General features: G+C 56.0%; 25 protein-coding genes. 19 read left to right on the forward strand and 6 right to left on the reverse strand.

Annotated elements, in window-relative coordinates:
• The first annotated feature begins 95 nt into the window (after nt 1-95).
• Both IP581_RS02390 and IP581_RS02395 read left to right on the forward strand, forming a co-directional pair.
• Nucleotides 96-1,661 (forward strand): methyl-accepting chemotaxis protein, encoded by a 1,566-nt coding sequence (locus IP581_RS02390; protein ID WP_086872956.1) that lies wholly within the window; start codon nt 96-98, stop codon nt 1,659-1,661.
• Nucleotides 1,662-1,675: 14 nt separating this feature from the next.
• Nucleotides 1,676-2,173, forward strand: a complete 498-nt coding sequence (locus tag IP581_RS02395) for a DUF2569 domain-containing protein (protein ID WP_086872955.1) — start codon at nt 1,676-1,678, stop codon at nt 2,171-2,173.
• 44 nt (nt 2,174-2,217) lie between these two features.
• Here IP581_RS02395 and fbp read toward each other — a convergent pair whose 3' ends face one another.
• The gene (gene fbp, locus IP581_RS02400; RefSeq protein ID WP_086872954.1) at nt 2,218-3,216 is read right to left on the reverse strand and encodes a class 1 fructose-bisphosphatase; all 999 of its coding nucleotides are present in this window, start codon (nt 3,214-3,216) and stop codon (nt 2,218-2,220) included.
• Nucleotides 3,217-3,496: 280 nt separating this feature from the next.
• Between fbp and mpl the strand changes: the two genes are divergently transcribed.
• On the forward strand, nt 3,497-4,879 hold the full coding sequence (gene mpl / locus IP581_RS02405) for a UDP-N-acetylmuramate:L-alanyl-gamma-D-glutamyl-meso-diaminopimelate ligase (RefSeq protein WP_193821666.1): 1,383 nt from the start codon (nt 3,497-3,499) through the stop codon (nt 4,877-4,879).
• A 62-nt stretch (nt 4,880-4,941) separates the two neighbouring features.
• Here mpl and IP581_RS02410 read toward each other — a convergent pair whose 3' ends face one another.
• Together IP581_RS02410 and yjgA are read right to left on the reverse strand one after the other, a co-directional pair.
• Nucleotides 4,942-6,150 (reverse strand): aldose 1-epimerase family protein, encoded by a 1,209-nt coding sequence (locus IP581_RS02410; protein WP_193821667.1) that lies wholly within the window; start codon nt 6,148-6,150, stop codon nt 4,942-4,944.
• A gap of 302 nt (nt 6,151-6,452) precedes the next feature.
• A complete protein-coding gene (yjgA, locus tag IP581_RS02415; RefSeq protein ID WP_017459116.1) occupies nt 6,453-7,007 on the reverse strand; it encodes a ribosome biogenesis factor YjgA in 555 nt (184 codons plus the stop codon).
• A 95-nt stretch (nt 7,008-7,102) separates the two neighbouring features.
• On the opposite strand from yjgA, the gene pmbA reads away from it, so the two are divergent.
• On the forward strand, nt 7,103-8,455 hold the full coding sequence (pmbA, locus tag IP581_RS02420; protein ID WP_086872951.1) for a metalloprotease PmbA: 1,353 nt from the start codon (nt 7,103-7,105) through the stop codon (nt 8,453-8,455).
• Between the two features lie 55 nt (nt 8,456-8,510).
• On the forward strand, nt 8,511-8,897 hold the full coding sequence (cybC, locus tag IP581_RS02425) for a cytochrome b562 (RefSeq protein WP_193821668.1): 387 nt from the start codon (nt 8,511-8,513) through the stop codon (nt 8,895-8,897).
• A gap of 545 nt (nt 8,898-9,442) precedes the next feature.
• Here the strand turns inward: cybC and IP581_RS02430 are convergent.
• The gene (locus IP581_RS02430) at nt 9,443-10,405 is read right to left on the reverse strand and encodes a quinone oxidoreductase family protein (RefSeq protein WP_193822632.1); all 963 of its coding nucleotides are present in this window, start codon (nt 10,403-10,405) and stop codon (nt 9,443-9,445) included.
• Between the two features lie 109 nt (nt 10,406-10,514).
• Between IP581_RS02430 and IP581_RS02435 the strand changes: the two genes are divergently transcribed.
• The 11 genes from IP581_RS02435 to IP581_RS02485 all read left to right on the forward strand — a co-directional run bounded on the left by IP581_RS02435 (nt 10,515) and on the right by IP581_RS02485 (nt 20,290).
• Complete coding sequence (locus IP581_RS02435; protein ID WP_193821669.1) at nt 10,515-11,408, forward strand: LysR substrate-binding domain-containing protein; 894 nt, start codon at nt 10,515-10,517, stop codon at nt 11,406-11,408.
• Between the two features lie 250 nt (nt 11,409-11,658).
• On the forward strand, nt 11,659-11,994 hold the full coding sequence (locus IP581_RS02440; RefSeq protein ID WP_086872948.1) for a glycine dehydrogenase: 336 nt from the start codon (nt 11,659-11,661) through the stop codon (nt 11,992-11,994).
• Between the two features lie 10 nt (nt 11,995-12,004).
• Nucleotides 12,005-12,367, forward strand: coding sequence for an SFCGS family glycine-rich protein (locus tag IP581_RS02445; RefSeq protein WP_020456288.1), 363 nt, complete (start codon nt 12,005-12,007; stop codon nt 12,365-12,367).
• Between the two features lie 2 nt (nt 12,368-12,369).
• Nucleotides 12,370-12,666 (forward strand): DUF4312 family protein, encoded by a 297-nt coding sequence (locus tag IP581_RS02450; RefSeq protein WP_086872947.1) that lies wholly within the window; start codon nt 12,370-12,372, stop codon nt 12,664-12,666.
• 51 nt (nt 12,667-12,717) lie between these two features.
• Entirely contained in the window at nt 12,718-13,494 is a 777-nt protein-coding gene (locus tag IP581_RS02455) for a DUF4311 domain-containing protein (RefSeq protein WP_017459108.1), read from the forward strand.
• A 9-nt stretch (nt 13,495-13,503) separates the two neighbouring features.
• Entirely contained in the window at nt 13,504-14,145 is a 642-nt protein-coding gene (locus IP581_RS02460) for a DUF4310 family protein (protein WP_020456290.1), read from the forward strand.
• 42 nt (nt 14,146-14,187) lie between these two features.
• A complete protein-coding gene (locus tag IP581_RS02465; protein WP_193821670.1) occupies nt 14,188-15,321 on the forward strand; it encodes an amidohydrolase/deacetylase family metallohydrolase in 1,134 nt (377 codons plus the stop codon).
• On the forward strand, nt 15,305-16,423 hold the full coding sequence (locus IP581_RS02470) for a DgaE family pyridoxal phosphate-dependent ammonia lyase (RefSeq protein ID WP_193821671.1): 1,119 nt from the start codon (nt 15,305-15,307) through the stop codon (nt 16,421-16,423). The genes IP581_RS02465 and IP581_RS02470 overlap by 17 nt, the downstream gene beginning before the upstream one ends.
• Nucleotides 16,420-17,160 (forward strand): 2-dehydro-3-deoxy-phosphogluconate aldolase, encoded by a 741-nt coding sequence (dagF, locus tag IP581_RS02475; protein ID WP_193821672.1) that lies wholly within the window; start codon nt 16,420-16,422, stop codon nt 17,158-17,160. Before IP581_RS02470 ends, dagF begins: the two co-directional genes overlap by 4 nt.
• 57 nt (nt 17,161-17,217) lie before the next feature.
• Nucleotides 17,218-18,366, forward strand: a complete 1,149-nt coding sequence (locus IP581_RS02480) for a lactonase family protein (protein WP_193821673.1) — start codon at nt 17,218-17,220, stop codon at nt 18,364-18,366.
• Between the two features lie 13 nt (nt 18,367-18,379).
• Entirely contained in the window at nt 18,380-20,290 is a 1,911-nt protein-coding gene (locus tag IP581_RS02485) for a BglG family transcription antiterminator (RefSeq protein ID WP_193821674.1), read from the forward strand.
• A 34-nt stretch (nt 20,291-20,324) separates the two neighbouring features.
• Here the strand turns inward: IP581_RS02485 and IP581_RS02490 are convergent, their stop codons facing one another.
• Nucleotides 20,325-21,158: an oxidoreductase gene (locus tag IP581_RS02490; RefSeq protein WP_193821675.1), complete on the reverse strand. Its 834-nt coding sequence runs from the start codon at nt 21,156-21,158 to the stop codon at nt 20,325-20,327.
• Between the two features lie 104 nt (nt 21,159-21,262).
• Between IP581_RS02490 and IP581_RS02495 the strand changes: the two genes are divergently transcribed.
• From IP581_RS02495 to IP581_RS02505, 3 genes are all read left to right on the forward strand, one after another.
• Nucleotides 21,263-22,183, forward strand: coding sequence for an AraC family transcriptional regulator (locus IP581_RS02495; protein WP_193821676.1), 921 nt, complete (start codon nt 21,263-21,265; stop codon nt 22,181-22,183).
• A 92-nt stretch (nt 22,184-22,275) separates the two neighbouring features.
• Entirely contained in the window at nt 22,276-22,518 is a 243-nt protein-coding gene (locus IP581_RS02500; protein WP_017459099.1) for a type II toxin-antitoxin system RelB/DinJ family antitoxin, read from the forward strand.
• Nucleotides 22,508-22,792, forward strand: a complete 285-nt coding sequence (locus IP581_RS02505; protein WP_086872939.1) for a type II toxin-antitoxin system RelE family toxin — start codon at nt 22,508-22,510, stop codon at nt 22,790-22,792. Before IP581_RS02500 ends, IP581_RS02505 begins: the two co-directional genes overlap by 11 nt.
• A gap of 5 nt (nt 22,793-22,797) precedes the next feature.
• On the opposite strand, the gene nrdG is transcribed toward IP581_RS02505, so the two are convergent.
• Nucleotides 22,798-23,262, reverse strand: coding sequence for an anaerobic ribonucleoside-triphosphate reductase-activating protein (gene nrdG, locus IP581_RS02510; RefSeq protein WP_086872938.1), 465 nt, complete (start codon nt 23,260-23,262; stop codon nt 22,798-22,800).
• Between the last annotated feature and the right edge of the window lie 10 nt (nt 23,263-23,272).

Genomic DNA, 23,272 nt, shown 5'->3' on the forward strand with positions numbered 1-23,272 from the left:
ACTATTTTTCCCTAAAGTAATTCCGGTAGCGGTCGATAACTGACGAATCGGCTTAATTTACGCCAAAAAGTATCGCTGCTACCGGGATTCACATCATGCTTAAAACGCTTTCGATCCGTACTGGTTTACTTTCTTTGTTGGCTGTTATGACGCTTCTGCTGCTGCTGGTCAGCGGTATTGGCATTTATGCACTGAATAAAAGCTCCTCTTCGCTGGAACGCATTAGCCAGCTACAAGGCGAAAAAATGGCGCGCCTGAGCGATGGCTACACGCTGATCCTGCGTGCGCGTAATGAAGCGGGCCAGGCCGTTCGCATGATGGAAGTCGGTTTGCTGGATGATGCCGCCAAATCGGTGAAAATGATCAATGGCGAAATTGATCGCGGCGAAAGTGCGCTGACCGGCGTGATTAAGGCGGGCGTGGATGATGAGCAGGGCTCCGCGCTATTGGCGGCGTTAGCGAAAAGCTACGGCGACTATGTCAATCAGGGCATTAAACCGATGCAGGATGCGCTCAACCAACAGAGCGCCGATGCCTATTACGACCTGCTGGAAAACAAACTGATCCCTATCTCCCGCCAGTTTGATAACGATATGCAGGCCTTCCAGAAGTGGGGCGAAGTGCGCGGCAAAGCGGAAGTGAGCGCCGTTCAGAGCAGTAAAAACGGCGTTATGCTGCTGATTCTGGTGGTGGCGTTGCTGGTGGCCGGGATCATTGTGCTGGCCTGGCTGGCGTTGCGCCATTTACTGCTGAAGCCGCTGGATACGTCTATTCAGCAGCTGGAACAGGTGGCGGCAGGGGATTTGACCTACCTGAAAACCGACGTCAGCAGTAAAGAGTTTAACCGGTTGAATGCGGCTATCGAAGAGATGCGCCAGTCGCTGGTGGGTTCAGTCACCCGCGTACGTGATGCCAGTTCGCAAATTGATACCGGCAGCCGTGAGTTAGCGGCGGGCAACATCGATTTGTCGCAGCGTACTGAATCGACCGCCACATCGCTGGAGCAAACCGCAGCCAGCATGGAGCAGATCACTGCCACGGTGAAACTGAACGCCGACAACGCCGAGCAGGCGCACAAACTGGCGAAGACGGTTTCCGATACTGCCGATCGCGGCAGTGAAATGGTCTGCTATGTTATTGAAAAAATGCGTGATATCTCCGCCAGCTCCGATCGTATCGCCGACATTCTTAGCGTGATTGACGCTATTGCTTTCCAGACCAATATCCTGGCGCTCAACGCCGCCGTTGAAGCCGCGCGTGCGGGTGAACAGGGGCGCGGTTTTGCTGTGGTTGCCGGTGAAGTCCGTAACCTCGCCAGCCGCAGCGCCGAGTCGGCGAAAGAGATTCGGGCGCTTATCAGCAGCTCTCAGGCGCAGGTCTCAGAAGGCAGCGAGCTGGCGATGCAGGCCGGGGAAACGATGGACGAAATCGCCGAAGAAGTGTTGCGAATGACCAAATTGATGCGCGAAATCGCCAATGCGTCGCAGGAGCAGAGCCGCGGCATTGAGCAGGTGAATATCGCCGTCAGCCAGATGGATGAAACGGCGCAGCAAAACGCGGCGCTGGTGCAGCAATCTTCTGCCGCAACCCGTTCGCTGGAAGAGCAGTCACGCGAATTGTTGCAGGCTATGGCTTCATTCCGTTTACAGACGCAGGGATAACGAAAGGCAACACCATGGGAACCTGTATTCAATGCGATAAGGAAGCGCTGAAAGAGAGTGATTTCTGCGCGGAGTGTGAAGCGCGCGAGTTTAAAAAAATTCGCGGCTGGCTGTTTGTACCCGCTATTTCGCTGGTGCTGTCGCTGCTGACGATTGTGGTGTCGATCAACACCACCGTCAAAGCCCTGATGGAGAACGACGGCGCGTTCGTCGGCGGGCAGAAAGGGCTGCTTATTTTCGAACTGGTTTTCTTTGTGGCGATGTTTGCCTACACGCTGTTCGTTTCGAGCCTGTTCTTTCGCAAAAAGCGTCAGCTTCCGCGCTTTTTCATTGGTTTTCTGCTGCTCTGGCTCGCGTTTTACGGGGTGGATTTAGTGCTGGCGCATCAGCTTATGAATCTGCCTTACGTCTACGATAACGTTAAGCCGTTGCTGCGTAACGCGGTAAGCGCGGCGATTTGGATCCCCTATTTCCTGGTGTCCGTGCGCGTCAAACGCACGTTCGTGCGCTAAAAAAAGCGCCACAATCGTGGCGCTTTCTCGTTCTACCCGGCCGATTAGGCGTCCGGGAACTCACGCATATAGCGTTCTACGTCATCCACCATGTGTTCGTTGCCGACAAAGAATGGACGGCGCTGATGCAGGCTTTCCGGCTGGATATCCAGAATACGGTTTTTGCCGTCGCTGGCTTTGCCGCCCGCCTGTTCTGCGAGGAACGCCATCGGGTTGCATTCGTACAGCAGGCGCAGCTTCCCTTCCGGATGGCTGGCGGTGCTTGGGTAGAGGTAGATCCCGCCTTTCAGCAGGTTACGGTGGAAATCCGCCACCAGCGAGCCGATATAGCGCGTGGTGTATGGGCGGTTGGTCGATTTATCTTCTTCCTGGCAGAATTTGAGGTATTTCTTCACGCCCTGCGGGAATTTGATGTAGTTGCCTTCGTTGATGGAGTACGTGTTGCCACGCTCCGGGAAGCGCATACGCTCCTGGCACAGGCAGAATACGCCAAGTGACGGATCGTACGTGAAGGCGTGTACGCCGCAGCCGGTGGTGTAAACCAGCATGGTGGACGAACCGTAAACCACATAACCCGCGGCGACTTGCTTGTTGCCCGGTTGCAGGAAGTCTTCCATGGTGACCGGCGTGCCGACTGGCGTGACGCGGCGATAGATGGAGAAAATTGTCCCGACGGAGACGTTAACGTCGATGTTGGATGAACCATCCAGAGGATCCATCAGCACCACATATTTCGCGTGTTCGCAGCCTTCGAAAACGACGATCTCATCTTCTTCTTCAGAGGCGATCCCAGCCACGATATCGCGGGCGCGGAGTGCGGCTTTCAGTTTTTCGTTCGCGAACAGATCGAGTTTTTGCTGCACCTCGCCCTGCACGTTTTCAGCACCGCTTGCACCCAGGATATCGACCAGACCGGCCTTGTTGATATCACGATGAATGATCTTGGCGCCCAGTTTTATCGCCGACAGCAAAGCAGTCAGTTCACCCGTTGCATGCGAGAACTCATGCTGCTTTTCGACAATAAATTCACCTAACGTTTTCATAACACTTTCCCTGCATTTTTCATGATGGAGTAAAGCGATTGTAGCCTGTGGTTTTCAGGTTGCTGCTCACAGCAAGTCCCGGATAGTAAACAGCTGGCACCGTAACAGCCAGAGCTTTCGCAAACGAAAACGCGAAGGTCATGCAACAATACTAACAAACATTCAAAAGTCCGCGCACAGGTGAATCGCGCCAGCAACATACGGATTATCCTGAAATGCATTTCTCTGCGGTGAAACATATGAGTAAAATGTGCGCCAGTTTAAGAAAGGATAATGACGTATGCGCATTCATATTTTGGGGATTTGTGGCACTTTCATGGGCGGGCTGGCAATGCTGGCGCGCTCGCTGGGACACCAGGTAACGGGCTCGGACGACAGTGTCTATCCGCCGATGAGCACGCTGCTTGAGAATCAAGGGATTGAACTGATTGAAGGCTACGACGCAAGCCAGCTCGATCCGGCACCGGATTTGGTCATCATCGGCAATGTGATGAAGCGCGGTAATCCCTGTGTGGAAGCCGTGCTGGAAAAGAACATTCCGTTTATGTCTGGCCCGCAATGGCTGCATGACTTTGTGCTGCGCGACCGCTGGGTTGTCGCCATTGCCGGTACGCACGGTAAAACGACTACCGCTGGCATGGCGACCTGGATTCTGGAAGCCTGCGGTTACAAACCGGGGTTTGTGATTGGCGGCGTACCGGGCAATTTTGATGTTTCGGCGCGCCTGGGCGAGAGCCCGTTCTTCGTGATTGAAGCCGATGAATATGACTGCGCCTTCTTCGACAAACGTTCCAAATTCGTTCATTACTGCCCACGCACGCTGGTACTCAATAACCTTGAGTTTGACCATGCAGATATTTTCGACGACCTGAAAGCGATTCAGAAACAGTTCCACCACCTGGTGCGCATCGTGCCGGGGCAGGGGAAAATTATCTGGCCGGAAAACGACATCAACCTGAAACAGACGATGGCGATGGGCTGCTGGAGCGAGCAGGAGCTGGTGGGCGAGCAGGGTCACTGGCAGGCGAAAAAACTGAACACTGACGCCTCCAGTTGGGAAGTGTGGCTGGATAACGAATGCGTCGGCCAGGTTAACTGGGGCTTAGTGGGCGAACACAACATGCACAATGGCCTGATGGCGATTGCCGCCGCGCGTCATGTTGGCGTCGCCCCGGCAGATGCGGCGAAGGCGCTGGACTCGTTTATCAACGCGCGCCGTCGTCTGGAACTGCGTGGTGAAGCCAATGGCGTGACGGTGTATGACGATTTTGCCCATCACCCGACGGCAATTCTGGCAACCCTCGCGGCGCTGCGCGGGAAAGTGGGCGGCACCGCGAAAATTATCGCTGTGCTTGAGCCTCGCTCGAACACCATGAAAATGGGCATCTGCAAAGACGATCTGGCTCCGTCGCTGGGACGTGCTGACGAAGTGTACTTGCTGCAGCCGCCGCATATTTCGTGGCAGGTGGCGGAAGTGGCTGATGCCTGCGTACAGCCTGCATACTGGAGTGCGGATGTGGATACGCTGGCGGATATGATTGTCAAAAGCGCGCAGCCGGGCGATCACATTCTGGTGATGAGCAATGGCGGGTTTGGCGGTATCCACCAGAAACTGCTCGACGGGCTGGCGAAAAAAGCGCAACTCGCTGCTGAAAGCGCCTGATTGCATTAAGCCGAATAAAAAACCGCGCCTGCAAACCGGCGCGGTTTTTTTGTGCCTGCGCGTTACTCTTTCGCCATCGGCGTTGCAATCGACTGCGGAGTTTTACTGCCCTGAATCGCCTGCACGCGTTTCTCTACTTCAGCCACCTGGCTGCTGTTGTGCAGCAGCGTATAGGTTAAATCGAAGCGGGTGCTCTGGCCCGGTTGCAACTGCTTCACGCGTTTTTGTTCGCGTTCAATCGTCACCGGATAGGCGTAGCTGGTGCCCGGTTCGATACCGGTGACGTAGCCCTGTTTTTCCGTGTCGGTATTTTTCCACAGTGTCAGTACCGGCAACTGTTCGGTGTTGTAGCTAATCGACACGCCTTTATCTCCTGCCTTGTTCAGCAATGCCGCGACGGTCTGTTTACTGGCGTCAGCCAGCGGCTTGATATTGAACACCATTTCGTCGAAGCCTTTGGTTGGCCCGACGTAGGTTTGCCACTCTTTCAGCCCTTTTTTGGCGTAATCATTGAACGGGCTGACATTTTCATACGGCGTAATAAAGCGCGCGCCCTGTTCAAGGATCGGTTTGCTGAAGTTGCTGTGGTAGATGATTTGGTAATCGTGCGGGTAATCCGCGTGGTTGGTCAGCACGTCATGCAGGCTGAAACTGTTGCTGCCCGGAATGTAGCGCAGCTCCATTTCCGTTTGCAGATCCGCTTTTTTGAAGGTGCTCTCTTTAACTAATCCGCGAATGCGAATTTCATAGGGTGCGGTTTCGCTAACATCGACGGAAACCTGCGACGCCGGCGTGTTACCCACTTTGCCGTGCAGGGTGTAAATCTGCCCGTCCGCCGTGACCGGATGGCCGGTCCATTCATAGCCGCAGCGCACTACCATCTCGTTGAAACCTTCCAGCCAGCCTAAGCCATTGCGGCTTTCCAGATTGATGAATGCCGGGTTAACGACCTCTTTTACCGGTGAACTCCAGCCCATATGCACGCCAAAACCATCGGCATAGAGCAGGTTCATTCCGCGAGTTGGGCTCAGCGCGATAGTCAGGCCATTTTTGCTGCTGATTTTGATGACTTTGCTGCCCTCTTGTTTCCCACCGTGCAGCACCACCTGCTCAATGCTGAACTGCTGATCTTTGATGTTCAGCTGATCGCTGCTGATCCGCCAGTTTCCCTGCTCAACGCCGCCTTCAGCACTTGTCAGCACCCAGGTTTTTGCCGCTACCTGACCAGAAACAAGCAGGGCAAGCACGGAAAGCATTACTGTTTTTTTCATCATTTCGTCCTTTTTGGCTGAATCGATTATTTGCACCACGGCTGAAATCTACGTTTTGCGCGGTGGAGAAAATGTGATCCGTTTCATTTGGTGAAAATGAGCGGTAATGAGAACGTCAATAGCGGGTATTGATCGCATTTATCTATGAAATGAAAGCGATATGCACCGTAAATATGTGAAGTTGGATGTTTTTAGCTTTAACGATTCAGCTAAATTTGATTGTGTTCAGAAGGAAATAAATGAAACAGGAAAAGGGAAGCGGGAAAAGCCCTCTCCCGCAGGAGAGGGATTATGCAGAAAGGTTATTGCTCGCTGGTTTCAGCCAGTTCACGCAAATACTGGAAGATTAAACGCGCGGATTTCGGCGGTTTGTTGCCTTCTTTCTCTTTCTTCGCGTTGCGGATAAGCGAGCGTAACTGCTGGCGGTCAGCGTCTGGCCACAGGTTCAGCACCTCCGGCACTGCATCATCACCCTCTTCAATTAGGCGATCGCGGATCTGCTCCAGCTTGTGGAAAAAGGCCACTTGCTGGTTGTGGCGGTTTTTCAGCTTATCCAGCGCCTGGCGAATCGGATCGACATCGCGCTGACGCAGCATTTTACCGATCAACTGCAACTGACGGCGGCGACCCTCTTTCTTAATGCGCTGCGCCAGCTCAATGGCGTCGCGCAGATCCTGGTCGAGCGGGAGCTTATCCAGCGCGTTTTTGCCAAGATCCACCATTTCGGCGCCGAGCTGCTTTAACTCTTCAGCATCGCGCTTAATTTCACTCTTACTGACCCAGATGATCTCATCATCTTCGTCTTCAATATCATCACCGGGCACGTCGTCGAGCCAGTCGTCGGGCTGCTTTGTCATCTCAGGCTCCTTAAAAAAAGAGGCTAATGTTACCAGTTAAGGCGCGCACTGAAAAACGGTTCTCTGTTAGACTTCAAAGAATCTCTCCCTTAATTATGGCATTGGCAATGAAAGTAATCACACAAGTTGCACAACAACGCAAAACGCTGGAAGAGGCGGTTTCCACAGCGCTGGAATTAGCTGCCGGAAAAGCGGACGGTGCGGAAGTGGCTGTTAGCAAAACCACCGGGATCGGCGTCAGCACGCGCTACGGCGAAGTGGAGAATGTCGAATTTAACAGCGATGGTGCGCTTGGGATCACCGTTTATCACCAGAACCGTAAAGGTAGCGCCTCGTCAACCGATCTCAGCCCGGATGCGATTGCCCGCACCGTACAGGCCGCGCTTGATATCGCACGTTACACCTCACCGGACCCTTACGCGGGCGTGGCAGATAAAGAGCTACTGGCGTTTGAGGCACCGGATCTCGACCTGTTCCACCCGGCGGAAGTGACGCCGGATGAAGCCATTGAATGGGCCGCGCGCGCCGAGCAGGCGGCGCTGAAAGCGGATAAACGCATTAATAATACCGAAGGCGGCAGCTTTAACAGCCACTACGGCATTAAAGTCTTCGGTAACAGCCACGGCATGCTGCAAAGCTACTGCTCCACGCGCCACTCGCTCTCAAGCTGCGTGATCGCCGAAGAGAATGGCGACATGGAGCGCGATTACGCGTACACCATCAGCCGTGATATCAACGAACTGCAAACGCCGGAGTGGGTGGGCGAAGAGTGCGCGCGTCGCACCTTGTCCCGCCTGTCGCCGCGCAAGCTGCCGACCATGAAAGCGCCGGTCATTTTCGGTCACGAAGTGGCGACCGGCCTGTTTGGCCACCTGGTGGGGGCGATTGCCGGCGGCTCTGTCTACCGCAAATCGACCTTCCTGCTGGACTATCTCGGCAAGCAGATCCTGCCGGAATGGCTGACTATCGAAGAACATCCGCACCTGCTTAAAGGGCTGGCCTCTTCACCGTTCGACAGCGAAGGCGTGCGCACCGAACGCCGCGATATCGTGAAAGATGGCGTGCTGATGCAGTGGCTGCTGACCAATTATTCCGCGCGCAAATTGGGGCTGAAAAGCACCGGACATGCGGGCGGTATCCATAACTGGCGCATTGCCGGGCGCGGTTTGAGCTTTGAGCAAATGCTCAAAGAGATGGGCACCGGCCTTGTGGTCACTGAGCTGATGGGGCAGGGCGTGAGCGGTATTACCGGTGATTATTCGCGCGGTGCGTCCGGTTTTTGGGTAGAAAATGGTGAAATCCAGTACCCGGTGAGCGAAATTACCATTGCAGGAAATTTGAAAGAGATGTGGCGTAATATCGTTACCGTTGGTGACGATATCGAACACCGCAGCAATATTCAGTGTGGTTCAGTGTTACTCCCGGAGATGAAAATCGCCGGACAATAACTCCGTGGCGCACGGCGTTGCGCCTTTAGCGTGAATAATAAAAAGGAAGTGAGCAATGCGTAAAAACCTGTTAGCGATCCTTGCTGTGTCATCGTTATTTGTTGGATCGTCGGTGTTCGCCGCCGATCTTGAAGATGATATGGGCACCCTGAATGACAATCTGAAAGTGGTGCAGAAAACCAGCGACGCTGGCGAGATGAAAGATGCATTAACCAAAATGCGTACCGCTGCGCTGGATGCACAAAAAGCGACGCCGCCGAAACTGGAAGGTAAAGCGGCAGACAGCGTGGAGATGAAAGATTTCCGCCACGGCTTTGATGTGCTGGTCGGGCAGATTGACGGCGCGCTGAAACTGGCTAATGAAGGCAAAGTGAAAGAGGCGCAGGACGCCGCCAAAGGGTTCATTGATACCCGCAACACCTATCACAAGAAATACCGTTAATCAGCAATAGATTTGAAATGGCCGCAACCGCAACGTTGCGGCCATTTTTTTTATAGCGATGCATCTGCTGTTTCAGGTTTTAATGTTGAAGCGAAGGGGTTGAGTCCCCGCTGAAATTGGCGAACCGAAGAGTGAATGGCAAGGTCTGGGCGCCAGGGATGGCGACCAGAGGCGAAACGAGACACGACAAAATTGCCAGGAGCCATTTTGAACAGCGCTTGCGCTGGCCCCGAAGGGGCGAGTCCCAGGGATGGGACGAGTAATCTCGAGTCGAGCCGACCGAAGACAGACACTCGGGAGGTGAGCGTAGTGCGTAGCACCAATTTCTCGCGGGGCCGCGGGGATTGATAAGGGGGACGCGGTGTCCCCCTTATCCCGTTCACGATACGGACGTCTATTCAGAAAACCGTTCTATTAATGAACGGAACAATTCCACATATCTTAAATAACAACGCTTACTTACCTGGCATTTCACCTGTTAGTTGGTGAATGCTTTTTTATTATGGGCTTCCCTGGTGCTGTTTCATTTTAAAAAACGCGCAAGGTCAGGGGATCAAAATCACCTTCCCGCTAAACCTTCTGTTTTCCAGCAAGTCATGCGCCTCTTTCCCCCGGTAGAGTGGAAAAGATGTCACCTCCGGCAATTTAATATGTCCCTCTTTTAACAGCGCGAACAGGCGATCGGCGCGGCGCTGCCGCTCTTGCTGCGATGTCAGGTAAGTCCACAAATCGGCACCGATAACGCCGGTGGAACGCAGCAAAAACTGCGCCGGATCCGGCGTGGGGATCGCACCGCCGGACATGCCGAACAGCACCACGCGCCCGCCCTCTTTCAGGCTCTCCAGGCTTTGTAATAGCGTGCTGCCAACCGAATCAAACACGATGTCACAACCCGCTGTATGCCAGGCGCGAACCTGCTCAGGCCATGAGTCGTAATCGGCGGCGGCATCCGCGCCGTTACGCAGACAGAGGTGCTGCTTGGCCTGGTTTGAGGCCACGGCGAACACCTGCACCCCCCGGTGTACCAGCATTTGCGTCAGCAGGCTGCCCACGCCGCCAGCGGCGGCCAGCACGGCGACACGCATGCCGGGTACCACCGGCAACACGTCATGCAACAGATAATCTGCGGTTAAGCCTTGCAACAGAATCGACGCCGCCTGCGCTTCAGAAAGCCAGTCAGGCAGGCGAATAGCATGTTCCTGCGGCACCACAATATGGCTGGCGTGCGCCAGCGGCACATCGGCAAAGCCCATGCGATCGCCCGGCTGCCAGCCGCTTACCCCGCTCCCCACAGCAATCACCTGGCCGGCACCTTCATACCCGGCAACCCAGGGGGCGCTTCCTGCCAGTGGGTAACGCCCCTGGCGGCGATAAATATCTGCAAAATTCAGCCCGGCGGCAGACACCTCAACCAGCAACTCACCCGTGCCGGGCTGCGGCGTGGGGTGATTGCGCATGAAGAGCACATCCGATGCGCCAAACTCATTGAACACCAGCGATTGCATAATTCAACATCCAACAAACGATAATGGCGCTATTATTTCCCGCGTGCTGTTGCGGATAAATGGGGCGTTGTTATCTTCATTTAATAATGAAAGTTTAGAATGCGGGTGGAAAATGGATTATCTCAAATGCGTTGAGTCGTTTGTCAGCACCATCAAGTTCGGCAGTTTTACCGCCGCCGCCGACTCGTTAGGCATCACCCCGGCGATGGTCGGTAAACATGTGCGTGAACTGGAGCGTCGCACCGGTTGCAAGCTGCTACACCGCACCACGCGCCGCCAGGGGCTAACCGAAGCCGGTCAGCGTTTTTACCAGTATGGCCTGCAAATCCTCGCCACCGTTCGCGAAGCGGACGGGTTAGCCAATCATCTTTATGAAAATGTCTCGGGCCTGCTGCGCATCAGCGCGCCGGTGGCCTGGGGCAACCATGTTTTAACCCCCATCTTGTCGCGTTTTTTACAACAATATCCCGGCGTGGATGCGGAAATGGTGCTTAGCGATCGCAAAGTCTCGCTGATTGAGGAGCGTTTCCAGCTCGCTGTTCGCGTCGGCGCTATCAACGACGAGGGGATGATTGCCATTCCGCTGGCACCGTACCAGATGATCCTCGCCGCATCGCCAGACTATCTGGCTCGCCACGGCACGCCCGAAACCCCGGAGGCGCTGAAACAGCACCACTGCATCAGTTTTAGCCAGTGGCGATCCGATCACAGCTGGCAACTGGACGGGCAGGACGGTAAGCACGAGGTGCCGATTACGCCGCGGCTGATGGTGGATTCCGGCGAAGCAATTCGCCAGGCGGCGCTGGCCGGGCTGGGGATTGTGCAGCACGCCGACATCATGTTGCAGCGGGATATCGATGCAGGCCGTCTGTGTTCCGTGCTGCCGGGCTATTTGCCGCCGCCGCGCCCGATGCACTTATTACATTTACCCGGCAGGCCGTTGTTGCCGCTGGTGTCGTCATTCACGGATTATCTGTTGCGGGCGCTGAACAGCGGGCAGGAATAAGTAAACCTTATTCACCTCACACTTTTCCCCTCCCGCCCGCCGTTTTTTTGTGCTTTGGGGCTGCCGTTTTTCCGCCTCTTTAGGTCAAAATTGTGACCGCTATACAGTGAAAAATCCCTGAACGGCCTCATTTTGAGGCGCAGATCACTAAAGCCTTCCGCGTTTCCACTTCGAAGTGGAAAACTCCTCGCTACAAACTCTTAACCTGCAACGTTAGTTTTATTCCGAAGCCATTAACGGGGTACGACGAGTGAATAACGGAGCGGTAATAAACGACGCGGAGCAGGCTGCGCAAACGGCAACCCTCGCTGAACGCATGCTGAAGCAGGTGTATGCCTTACTCAGTTCTCAGAACATTACGCCGAACGCGGTGCAGCAACAGATGCTGACTTCTCATGTCCGCGCGATGGCGCACCGGTCGGTGACCGGCGAACCGCTGCCGGAAGTGGACGCCAGCTTGTTCGACGAGATCTCGGCGGAATCCATGAGCCTTGCCCGCGACGTTGTGGCGGCCTTTGGCAACCTTCCGGATGAAGAGGCCTGGCTGCTGTCGGTGCACTTCGAAGTGGCGAAAGACAACCTTTAAGGAGCGAAAAATGGAACAGATTACCGTAGTGATTGGCGACCGCCTGGGTAAAGGCCAGAAAGTGGCGGCAGGTGTGGAAAAAGCGGGCGGCCGCGCGGTGGTCGTGCCGGGCGTGGCGGCGGATATGAAGCTTGGCGACGTCATGAAAGCGGAAAACGCCACCTTTGGCATCTCCTTTTGCGGCAGCGGCGGCGCGGGCGCTATCACCGCGCAGAACAAGCATGGCTACAAAGCAAAATACGGTATGCGTTCTGTGGAAGAGGGCGTGACGGCGATTAACGAAGGCTGCAACGTGCTGGGCTTTGGCTTTATGGACAAAGAAGAGTTAGGCGAGCGTCTGGTGCAGGCGTGGCAGAAAAAATACGGCGCATAACCATGAAAGAACAGTTCACCACCACGGTCAGGGTAAACGGCAAGGGCGATGCGAAAGCGCGCGCCTTCGCCGATGCGCTGAACCATGTTCAGGCCGCGGTGATGAAAGCGTCGCCGCACATTTTACTGCGCATTGAGCCACAGGACGTGCAGGTTGTTCAGGCGCAGGAAACGACGCGCAAAGAGGCGTTTTTGTTCCTCTTTCTGCGCCGGATAAGACGCACGTACAGCGTGGAGCTGGACGTCACCGTCAACGTGACCGCCATCAATCTCGATAAAGTGGATTTCGTCACGAAATAACTCACCGCATACCCCGTGAGCCAGTATCACAGGGTAGAAGAGGGCAGACTGATGTTCTTAATCATACTAATAAAATCGCTCATTATCGGCGGCCTGGTGGGCGTCGGTGTGGGCGCAGGGGCTGCACGCATGTTCCATGCGCCGACCACGCAAGGGATGGGCGCATTTCGTACACTGGGCGAACTGAACTCCTGCGAAGGGGACCCGGCTTCGCACTTCTCGTTTGGTCTGGGTTTCTTCTTTAACGCCTGGGCGTCGTCCGTTGCGGCGGGGTCGTTCACGCAGGACGTTGACCACCGCATTATTCCGAACTGGGGTGCTGCTGCGTTGATGGTGAAAAACCGCAACGTGGGCGAAACCCTGCATGATCCGAAAAAGATGGCTATCGCCTGTGGGCTTATCGGCATGGTGGTCGTCACCTTCCTCAACCTGACCGCTTCCTCCGTTCCGGCGGCGTTGCAGGTGACGGCGGTGAAAGTGCTGGTTCCGGCCGCGAACCTGCTGGTCAACACCGTGATGCCGGTGATTTTCTGGCTGGCGGCGATTGATGCGGGCAAGAAATCCGGCTTCTGGGCGACCGTCTTTGGCGGCGCAGCGCAGCTGATTATGGGTAACGCCGTACCGGGTCTGGTGCTGGGCATTCTGATAGGTAAAGGTGTGGAAGAGAGCGGCTGGAACCGCGTCACCAAAGTGATGATGACGGCGATTGTCGCGCTGTTTGTCCTGAGCGCCTTCTTCCGTGGCTTCGATCTGAAAATGATCGAGTCCTTCCACCTGAGCGCGCCGGACTGGCTGTCGCTTATCCACAACTCGCTCAGCGGCAAATAAGGAACCGAGATGGAACAGAATAAAGGGTTTTGGTACGCCGACTGGTCATTCCCGATTTTTGTCGGCCTGCTCTCTTCCGGCGTGTTCGCCGGGACACACATGTACTACCTGTACGGTATTGGCGCGTTTAACGAAGTGGCGTTTGTCTCGATGCTGCGCTCCGGCATGGATACCGGGGTTTATGGCGCGGTAGCGGCGTTTGGCGCTAGCTTCCTGTTCGCCCGCATTATCGAAGGTTCGCTGGTCGGGATCCTGGATATCGGTGGTGCTATCCAGACCGGGGTTGGCCTTGGTGTGCCGGCGCTGCTGCTCGGCGCAGGCTTTGTCTTCCCGGTGGCGAACTTTGTGGCTTCGCTGGCAACCGGTTTGATCATTGGCCTGGCGATTGGCTACCTGATTATCCTGGCGCGTAAGTTCACCATCAACCAGAGCGACTCCACCTACGGCGCAGACGTGATGATGGGCGCGGGTAACGCCTCCGGTCGCTTCCTCGGCCCGTTGATTATCCTCAGCGCGATGACCGCTTCTATTCCGATTGGCATTGGTTCGTTGATTGGCGCGCTGCTGTTTTACCTCTGGCAGAAGCCGATCACCGGGGGCGCGATCCTCGGTGCGATGCTGCTGGGCTCCATTTTCCCGGTAGCCCTCTGACACCCGCGGGCGCTGCGGCGCCCGTTACTCCTGGAGATTCGCATGTTTGATTTACTCCTGCGCCGGGCGCGTCTGGTTGACGACACGGTGACGGATATCGCCATCGCGGCGGGCAAAATCGCGGCGCTTGGCGATATCGACGGCCCGGCGGCAAAAATCGTGGATTTACACGGCGAACACTATGTCAGCGCCGGGTGGATCGACTCCCATGTCCACTGCTATCCCAACTCGCCCATCTATCACGATGAGCCCGATAGCGTCGGCATTCAGACCGGCGTCACCACAGTGATTGACGCCGGAAGCACCGGCGCGGATGACATTGATGATTTCTATGCTATTACCCGCACGGCGACGACGGACGTTTACGCGCTGCTGAATATTTCCCGCGTCGGGCTGATTGCGCAAAACGAGCTGGCGAACCTGACTCATATTGACGCCGACGCCGCGCGCGATGCCATAACACGCCACCCGGATTTTATTGTCGGCCTGAAAGCGCGCATGAGCAGTAGCGTCGTCGGCGATAACGGCATCACGCCGCTGCAACGCGCCAAAGTCATCCAGCAAGAAAACGGCGATTTGCCGTTGATGGTGCATATTGGCAACAACCCGCCCAATCTCGATGAAATCGCCGATCTGCTCACTTCCGGCGACATCATTACCCACTGCTATAACGGCAAGCCAAACCGCATTCTGACGCCAACTGGCGAGCTGCGAGCTTCCGTGACTCGCGCGATTGCACGCGGTGTGCGCCTTGATGTTGGACACGGCAGCGCCAGTTTCAGCTTTGCGGTGGCACAGCAAGCTATCGCGCTTGGCATTTTGCCGCAGACCATCAGTTCCGACATTTACTGCCGCAACCGTATCGATGGCCCGGTGCGCTCGCTGGCGAATGTGATGTCCAAATTCCTCGCTATTGGCATGTCGCTGCCACAGGTTATCGCCTGTGTGACCGACCACGCTGCCGATGGCCTGCGCCTGAAGCATAAAGGGCGTCTTGCCGTAGGTTTTGACGCTGACCTGACCATTTTCGACCTGAAACGCCAGCCGGTACTGTTCACCGATGCGGAAAACGAGACATTACAGGCCGAACACATCCTCACGCCGCTTGCCGCCATTCGTGCAGGCAAGGGCTATATGACCGAACAAGGGAGTGCCGAACATGCCTTCGATTTATGATAAGTACCAGTTGAAACAGGTGATTAACGCCTCCGGGCGCATGACGGCGCTCGGCGTTTCCACGCCACGCCCGGAAGTGGTCGACGCCGTAGTCAGCGGCATGAATCACTACTTCGAAATGAAAGACCTGGTGAATAAAACCGGTGAATACATTGCGAAACTGCTGGAAGTTGAAGGCGCGACCGTGGTGTCGTGCGCGTCGGCCGGGATTGCCCAGTCCGTCGCCGCTGTGCTGGTACGTGACAGCGACTGGCTGCTGGAAAACCTGCACAGCACGCCGATTGAGAACAACGAAATCGTGCTGCCGCGTGGGCATAACGTTAACTTTGGCGCGCCGGTTGGCACCATGGTGGCGCTGGGCGGCGGCAAAGTGGTGGAAGCCGGTTACGCCAACGAATGCTCTGCCGATCAACTGGCGGCGGCAATCTCGCCGCGCACGGCGGCGATCCTCTTTATCAAATCTCATCACTGCGTACAGAAAAGCATGCTCAGCGTGGAACAAGCGGCTGTGGTGGCGCGCAAGCACAACCTGCCGCTGATTGTTGATGCGGCGGCAGAAGAGGATTTGCAGTGCTACTACCGCGCCGGCGCCGATTTGGTCATCTACAGCGGCGCAAAAGCGATCGAAGGGCCAACCAGCGGGCTGGTGATCGGCAAAACGCAGTATGTAGAGTGGGTAAAACGCCAGACGGCGGGCATTGGCCGGGCGATGAAAGTGGGCAAAGAGGGCATTCTCGGTCTGACCTGCGCCATTGAACACTATCTTTCAGCCAGTAAAGAGAGCGGGGCGGAGATGGTCGCCAAAATGACGCCGTTTATCGACCAGCTAAACACGCTGAAAGGCGTGAGCGCACGCGTGGTGTGGGACAGCGCCGGGCGCGATATTGCCCGCACCGAAATCAAATTTGATGAAGCCGTCACCGGGATCGCCACTGGCGAGCTGGTCAGCGCCCTGAAACAGGGTGAATACGCCATTTACTTCCGTGGTTATAAAGCCAATGAAGGGATTATCGAAGCCGATGTGCGCAGCGTCACCGCCGATCAACTGACGATCATTTATCGCCGCATCGCCGAAGAACTGAATAAGGGAACAAATGCATGAAACTGACGCCAAATTTTTACCGCGACCGCGTATGTCTGAACGTGCTGGCGGGCAGCAAAGAGAACGCCAGCGCGATTTACGAGGCCGCAGAAGGCCATGTGCTGGTCGGCGTGCTGTCGAAAAACTACCCGGATGTCGCTACTGCCGTCGCGGATATGCGCGACTATGCGGCGCGTATTGATAATGCGCTTTCCGTTGGCCTCGGCGCGGGCGATCCGAACCAGTCGGCAATGGTCAGCGCCATCTCCCGTGAAGTACAACCGCAGCACGTTAATCAGGTGTTCACCGGCGTAGCAACCAGTCGCGCCCTGCTCGGACAGAACGACACGGTGGTTAACGGTCTGGTCTCGCCAACCGGCACGCCGGGGATGGTAAAAATCTCCACCGGGCCGTTGAGCAGCCAGGCGCCAGACGGCATTGTGCCGGTGGAAACCGCCATTGCGCTGCTAAAAGACATGGGCGGCAGCTCCATTAAATATTTCCCGATGGGCGGGCTGAAATGCCGCGACGAATTCATCGCCGTGGCGCAAGCCTGTGCGCGGCATGATTTCTGGCTGGAGCCGACCGGTGGAATCGATCTGGACAACTTCAGTGAAATCCTGCAAATCGCGCTGGATGCGGGCGTTCGTAAAGTGATCCCGCATATTTACAGTTCAATCATTGATAAGGCGAGTGGCGACACGCGCCCGGCGGATGTTCGCCAGTTGCTGGATATGACCAAAGCACTGGTGAAGTAAACGATCTTCCCTCCCGATAAGGGAGGGGAAACTCCCCTCGTCACGTAAGGAGCTCTCATGCTTACCGCTCGTCATCTGCTTACCGTTTCACTTTCTCTGCTGGCGACCAGCGCCATGGCACAAACGCAATACGCCTGGGTGGGCACCTACAACCCGAATGGCGAAGGGCTGTACCGTTTTACCGTTGACCCGCAATCCGGGGCGCTGGGCAATAAAACGCTGGTCAGCCCGTTGCCGAATGCGGCACAGCTGACAGTTGCGCGGGATGGTAAAACGCTCTATCTCGCCAGCGAGGTGGAAAAGGGCGCGGTGCAGGCGCAGCATATTGGCGATAACGGCGAGTTGAGCGTGCTGAACCAGGTGGCGTCCGGTGGTGCCGGGCCGGTTTATTTGTCGCTGACGCCGGAGGGACGTTTCTTGCTGGTGGCAAATTACGTTAGCGGATCGATTGCCGTGCTGCCGGTGAAAGCGGATGGTAGCCTCGGTGAGGCGGTGGATACGCGTCAGGATCAGGGCGAGCCGGGCGCGGCGAAACCGGCTGCGGCGGTGGAAGGCAGTTTTGCGATGAGCGATCACAATGGCCCGCATGCGCATATGATCGCCGCCGATCCGAGCGGGAAGTTTGTCTTTTCTACCGATCTGGGGCTGGATCGCATTTATCAGTATAAGTTTGATGGCAAAACAGGCGCGTTAACGCCGAATGATCCACCCTTTATTAGCGCCTCTTCACCCGGTGCCGGGCCGCGCCATTTTGTGTTCACACCGCAGGGCGACGGCCTGTGGCTGATCAATGAAGAAGCCTCGACGCTCACGCACTATGCGCTGAACAAAACCACCGGCACGTTGCAGCCGGGGAAAACCGTTTCGGCGCTACCGAAAGCGTATAAAGGCACCAGTTTTGCCGCCGGGCTGGTATTAAGCGGTGACGGCAAACAGCTGTATGTCGCCAACCGGTTGCATAACAGCATCGCGCACTTTACGGTGAAAGCCGATGGGTCGCTAACCCATCAGGACGATGTCTGGACGCGCGGCGATTACCCGCGCACGTTGACGCTGGCGGACAATGGTCGCTGGCTATACGTAATGAACCAGCGCAGCGATAACATCACCCGTTTTCGCGTGGAACGCGACGGAAAACTGCATTTTGAGCCGGACTATACGCCGGTAGGCAGCCCATCCCAGATGGTTATTTCTTCTCACCCTTAAGCTGGAGAGCGACGTGCGATTCCCGAACCAACGTTTGGCGCAACTGTTTATGATGTTGCAAAACGAGACTCTACCGCAGGATGAGCTGGCACAGCGCTTGTCGGTCTCGACGCGTACCGTTCGGGCCGATATCACCGCACTGAACGCTCTGCTGCTGCACCACGGCGCGCAGTTTATTTTGACGCGCGGCAGCGGCTATCAACTGAAAATTGACGACGCCACGCGTTACCAGAGTTTGCAGGCGGCGCGCCCGCGCGCGCTGCGCATTCCGCGCAGCGGGCCGGAGCGCGTACATTACCTGGTGGTGCGTTTTCTCACGTCCGCCTTCTCGCTCAAGCTGGAAGATCTGGCGGATGAGTGGTTTGTCAGCCGCGCCACGCTGCAAAATGATATGACCGAGGTGCGCGAGTGGTTTTCCCGCTACCGTCTGACGCTGGAAACCCGTCCGCGTCACGGCATGAAACTGTTTGGCAGCGAAATGGCGCTGCGCGCCTGTCTGACGGATCTGTTGTGGGAACTGGCGCAGCAAAATGCCGATAACCCGCTGATCACCGAAGAAGCGCTTAATCCGGGCGTGCTGGAGACGCTGGCCGCCATTCTGCATGACTGTTTTAACCGTCACCATATTCGCCTCACGGATGAGGGCGATCTGTTTATCCGCCTGTACTGCGCGGTGGCGGTCCGCCGCATCAGCGAGGGCTATCCGCTCTCTGAATTCAGCGCCGAAGATGGGGACGACAATGTCAAAGAGGCGGCGCGGGATATCTCTGCTGCGTTGCAACAACTGGCGGGAAAACCGCTGGCGGCGGCGGAAGAGCACTGGCTGCGGGTGCATATCGCCGGGCGACGCGTGCAGGAGATTGCGCCCAGCGCCATCAGCGCCGATGACGACGAAGCGCTGGTCAACTACATCCTTGGCTATATCAATACGCACTATAACTACAACCTGCAAAACGATGACCAGTTACATGCGGATCTGCTCACGCATATCAAAACCATGATCACGCGCGTGCGCTACCAGATTATGATCCCTAACCCATTGCTGGATAACATTAAACAGCACTATCCCATGGCGTGGGATATGACGCTGGCGGCGGTCTCCAGTTGGGGGAAATATACGCCGTATGTGATCAGCGAAAACGAGATCGGTTTTCTGGTGCTGCATATCGGCGTGGGTCTTGAGCGCCATTACAATGTGGGTTATCAGCGTCAGCCGCGCGTGTTGCTGGTGTGCGATGTCGGTAATGCGATGGTGCGGATGATTGAGGCGGTGCTGTCGCGTAAATATCCGCAGATTGTGGTGACGCGTACCGTGACGCTGCGTGAGTACGAGCAGTGCGACGGCATCGCGGAGGATTTTGTTATCTCTACCGCGCGGGTAAATGAAAAAGATAAGCCGGTCGTCACCATCGCGCCGTTTCCGAGCGAGTATCAACTGGAGCAGATCGGCAAGCTGGTGCTGGTAGACCGAACGCGTCCGTGGATGCTGGAAAAGTATTTTGATGCCGCGCATTTCCGCATCATCGACGGCGCGATGGATCAACAAACGCTGTTCAACACCTTGTGTCACCAATTGCAGGATGAAGGCTTTGTCGACGCGGAGTTTCTCGATTCGGTGGTCGAGCGCGAAGCGATTGTCAGCACCCTGCTCGGCGAGGGCATCGCGTTGCCGCACGCCCTGGGGCTGCTGGCGAAAAAAACGGTGGTTTATACCGTGCTGGCGCCGCAGGGGATTGCGTGGGGCGATGAAACCGCGCATGTCATCTTCTTGCTGGCGATCAGCAAGAGTGAGTATGAAGAGGCGATGGCGATCTACGATATTTTCGTTACCTTCCTGCGCGAACGCGTAACGGCGCGACTCTGTGCCTGTGCCGATTTCGCGTCGTTTAAAAGTGTGGCGATGGAGTCGCTGAGCCGCTTTTGAGCCCATTCCGGGGCGCTTTCGCGCCCCGTGTCTGTTAACCATCGGTAGAGCGGGTAAGCGCCTCCCATGCGTCAATCTCCGCGCTGAGCGCAGCCAGTTTGTCACGCACCAGACTGAGCGCATCGCTGCCCAGCAGCAGGTGCGCGGGCGGCGTGTCGCTGTCTATTATCGTCAGCATGGCACGTGCCGCTTTGACGGCATCGCCAGGCTGTTTTCCACTTTTTTCCTCGCGCGCCTGGCGAATCGGATCAAAAAGCGCATCGTAATCGGCAATGGCGCGGGGCGTGCGGATCATTGAGCGGCCGGCCCACTCGGTACGAAACGATCCCGGCGCCACCGCCGTCACGTGGATGCCAAAAGGCTTCACCTCTTTGCCCAACGTTTCGCTGATCCCTTCGAGCGCGAATTTGCTGCCGCAATACCAGGCTATTCCAGGCATGGTGATATAACCGCCCATCGAGGTGATATTGATAATGTGCCCGCTGCGGCGCTGGCGCATGCCGGGTAGCACGGCTTTCATCATGGCCGCAGCGCCAAACACATTGACGTCGAATTGGTGGCGCATCTCTTCAAGCGAAGACTCTTCCATGATCCCTTCATGGCCGTAACCGGCGTTGTTTACCAGCACGTCGATTGCCCCGATGCCTGATTCAACCTCTGCGACGACATGATTGATTTGTGCAACATCGGTGATATCAAGCAGGCGGGCAAACGCCCGGTCTGGATGCAGGGCTTCAAATGCCTGCTGCGCTTCGCGGTTGCGCACCGTGCCAATGACCTTGTGGCCCGCAGCCAGTGCTTCCTGAGCCAGCGCGCGACCAAAGCCGCTGCTGACGCCGGTGATGAACAGTGTTTTTGCAGGTGACATAACGCTTACTCCCATGAAAAATGGAAGCTGCATAGTATTCTCTGGCCTGCTGGCTTTTTAGGCCATATCTTCTCTTTTTATTGCCTGATCTTATGAGGTATGCGATGTCAGATATGATTGCGAGGTTAATGGAACTTGCCCCGCAGGAGGGGTACAACCTGACCGCGCTGGCGGATGTGCGCATTTTGCGTTCCGATCGCCCGCTGGCCCGCACGCCGGTACTGTACGATCCGGGGATCGTGATTGTCTGCCAGGGCAGTAAGCGGGGTTATTTCGGCCAACAGATCTATCTTTACGACGAGCAGCACTATCTGGCGGTATCGGTTCCGGTGCCTTTTGTGATGGAAACCGATGCATCGGCTGACCACCCGCTGCTGGCGATTTACATGCATCTGGATTTCCAGGTCGCCGCAGATGTGATGCTGCAAATTGAACAGCACGGCTTTCCGCTAGTCTCCGCTTCGCCGCAAAGCATGATGTCCAGCCCGATGGATGAGACGCTGAAAAGCGCGGTGCTGCGTTTACTGGAGACGCTCGGCAACCCGCTTGAAGCGGCGATCCTTGGCCCGGCGCGGGTACGGGAACTCTATTTTCGTGTGTTGACCGGCGCACAAGGCAATGCGATGCGTGCCGCGTTAGCCTTGCAGGGGCAGTTCGGTAAAATTGGCAAAACGCTGCGTTACATTCACGCGACTTATGCTCAATCCTTAACGCTGTCGCAACTGTCTCAGCAAGCCGGGATGAGTGTGCCGACATTCCACAGCCATTTCAAAGCGATAACCCAGATGCCGCCGATGCAGTATGTGAAATCGGTGCGATTGCACCAGGCGCGGATGTTAATGGTTCGTCAGCGACTCACTGCCGCAGCGGCCTGTTACGCTGTTGGTTACGAAAGCCCGTCACAGTTTAACCGTGAGTTCAAACGGCTCTTCGGTTTACCGCCAGCGGAGGAGGTCAGACGTATGCAAAACAGTTTTGCCGTTCCTCCGGCGCATTCAGCGTCGGAATACATATCGTCGCACTGAAAGAGAGAGAATGAGAGCGGCTTTCCATAAATGCGTGTAATGCGAATGTAATGCTATATTGCATTACACATTCTCTTTTTACCGGAGGCATAATGGCGACGTTAAATGTTCGACTGGATGACAAACTCAAAGAAGAGGCCTGGCGCGTGCTGGAAAAACTCAATATCACCCCAACCGAAGCCGTTCGCTTACTGTTTCAATATGTCGCTGAAAACGGGCGTATGCCGATCAAAACAGTGACGGTGAGCGAGGACGAATCGGCGTTGCTGGAGATTGTCCGGGAGCGGCTGGCGAACCCGCAAAAAGGCATCAAGGTTAATCTGGATGAATTATGAGCTGGTGTTTGATCCCCGCGCATACAAAGAATGGAAAAAACTCGGCGCCACGGTAAAAACACAGTTCAAAAAGAAACTGGCGGAGGTGCTGGTTCAACCACGAATTGAAAAGGCCCGACTGCATCAATTTCCGGATTGCTACAAAATCAAATTGCGAACATCAGGCTACCGGTTGGTCTATCAGGTCAGAGACAATGTGGTGACGGTATTCGTTGTGTCTATCGGTAAACGCGAAAAAGCCGCCGCTTATCAGGATGCCAGCAAGCGGCTCTAATGGGGTCAACGCAAGTGATGCACAACCTGGTTGCTGCTGCCGCGCCAGATCAGCATCGGGTCTTTCAGATCCTGAACAAATTTGCCGTCGATCAGCACGTTGATCAATCCGACCACCTCCCGCTGCGCGGCGCTCAGTTCGTCCATTTTGTAACCGGTCCACACCCAGATATCTTTACCTGGGCACTCGGCGCGGATGCGGGTCACCAGCTTTAAAATGTCCGGCACGTTTTGCGGGTGCAGCGGATCGCCGCCGGAGAGCGAAATCCCCTGGCGTTTGATACGCGTATCGTTGAGATCGGCAATGATCCGATCTTCCATTTCTTCGGTAAACGGCACGCCGGAATTCAGCCGCCAGGTGCTTTTGTTGTAGCAGCCCGGGCATTCATGGACGCAGCCGGAGACGAACAGTGTGCAGCGGGTGCCGGGGCCGTTGACGATGTCGACTGGGTAGTATTGGTGGTAATTCATGTTTCCTCGT

Source organism: Kosakonia pseudosacchari, assembly GCF_015167415.1.
GTDB classification, from domain to species: Bacteria; Pseudomonadota; Gammaproteobacteria; order Enterobacterales; family Enterobacteriaceae; genus Kosakonia; species Kosakonia pseudosacchari.

What these genes read in the sequence shown, in the direction of transcription:
- mpl (WP_193821666.1), top strand. Translation starts at nt 3,497, where the DNA reads ATGCGCATTCATATTTTGGGGATTTGTGGCACTTTCATGGGCGGGCTG.
- IP581_RS02505 (WP_086872939.1), top strand. Translation starts at nt 22,508, where the DNA reads ATGAATTATGAGCTGGTGTTTGATCCCCGCGCATACAAAGAATGGAAA.
- nrdG (WP_086872938.1), bottom strand. Translation starts at nt 23,262, where the DNA reads ATGAATTACCACCAATACTACCCAGTCGACATCGTCAACGGCCCCGGC.
- IP581_RS02500 (WP_017459099.1), top strand. Translation starts at nt 22,276, where the DNA reads ATGGCGACGTTAAATGTTCGACTGGATGACAAACTCAAAGAAGAGGCC.
- IP581_RS02410 (WP_193821667.1), bottom strand. Translation starts at nt 6,150, where the DNA reads ATGAAAAAAACAGTAATGCTTTCCGTGCTTGCCCTGCTTGTTTCTGGT.
- IP581_RS02450 (WP_086872947.1), top strand. Translation starts at nt 12,370, where the DNA reads ATGAAAGAACAGTTCACCACCACGGTCAGGGTAAACGGCAAGGGCGAT.
- IP581_RS02470 (WP_193821671.1), top strand. Translation starts at nt 15,305, where the DNA reads ATGCCTTCGATTTATGATAAGTACCAGTTGAAACAGGTGATTAACGCC.
- IP581_RS02495 (WP_193821676.1), top strand. Translation starts at nt 21,263, where the DNA reads ATGTCAGATATGATTGCGAGGTTAATGGAACTTGCCCCGCAGGAGGGG.
- dagF (WP_193821672.1), top strand. Translation starts at nt 16,420, where the DNA reads ATGAAACTGACGCCAAATTTTTACCGCGACCGCGTATGTCTGAACGTG.
- IP581_RS02390 (WP_086872956.1), top strand. Translation starts at nt 96, where the DNA reads ATGCTTAAAACGCTTTCGATCCGTACTGGTTTACTTTCTTTGTTGGCT.
- fbp (WP_086872954.1), bottom strand. Translation starts at nt 3,216, where the DNA reads ATGAAAACGTTAGGTGAATTTATTGTCGAAAAGCAGCATGAGTTCTCG.
- IP581_RS02435 (WP_193821669.1), top strand. Translation starts at nt 10,515, where the DNA reads ATGGATTATCTCAAATGCGTTGAGTCGTTTGTCAGCACCATCAAGTTC.
- cybC (WP_193821668.1), top strand. Translation starts at nt 8,511, where the DNA reads ATGCGTAAAAACCTGTTAGCGATCCTTGCTGTGTCATCGTTATTTGTT.
- IP581_RS02490 (WP_193821675.1), bottom strand. Translation starts at nt 21,158, where the DNA reads ATGTCACCTGCAAAAACACTGTTCATCACCGGCGTCAGCAGCGGCTTT.
- IP581_RS02395 (WP_086872955.1), top strand. Translation starts at nt 1,676, where the DNA reads ATGGGAACCTGTATTCAATGCGATAAGGAAGCGCTGAAAGAGAGTGAT.
- IP581_RS02480 (WP_193821673.1), top strand. Translation starts at nt 17,218, where the DNA reads ATGCTTACCGCTCGTCATCTGCTTACCGTTTCACTTTCTCTGCTGGCG.
- IP581_RS02460 (WP_020456290.1), top strand. Translation starts at nt 13,504, where the DNA reads ATGGAACAGAATAAAGGGTTTTGGTACGCCGACTGGTCATTCCCGATT.
- pmbA (WP_086872951.1), top strand. Translation starts at nt 7,103, where the DNA reads ATGGCATTGGCAATGAAAGTAATCACACAAGTTGCACAACAACGCAAA.
- yjgA (WP_017459116.1), bottom strand. Translation starts at nt 7,007, where the DNA reads ATGACAAAGCAGCCCGACGACTGGCTCGACGACGTGCCCGGTGATGAT.
- IP581_RS02465 (WP_193821670.1), top strand. Translation starts at nt 14,188, where the DNA reads ATGTTTGATTTACTCCTGCGCCGGGCGCGTCTGGTTGACGACACGGTG.
- IP581_RS02445 (WP_020456288.1), top strand. Translation starts at nt 12,005, where the DNA reads ATGGAACAGATTACCGTAGTGATTGGCGACCGCCTGGGTAAAGGCCAG.
- IP581_RS02455 (WP_017459108.1), top strand. Translation starts at nt 12,718, where the DNA reads ATGTTCTTAATCATACTAATAAAATCGCTCATTATCGGCGGCCTGGTG.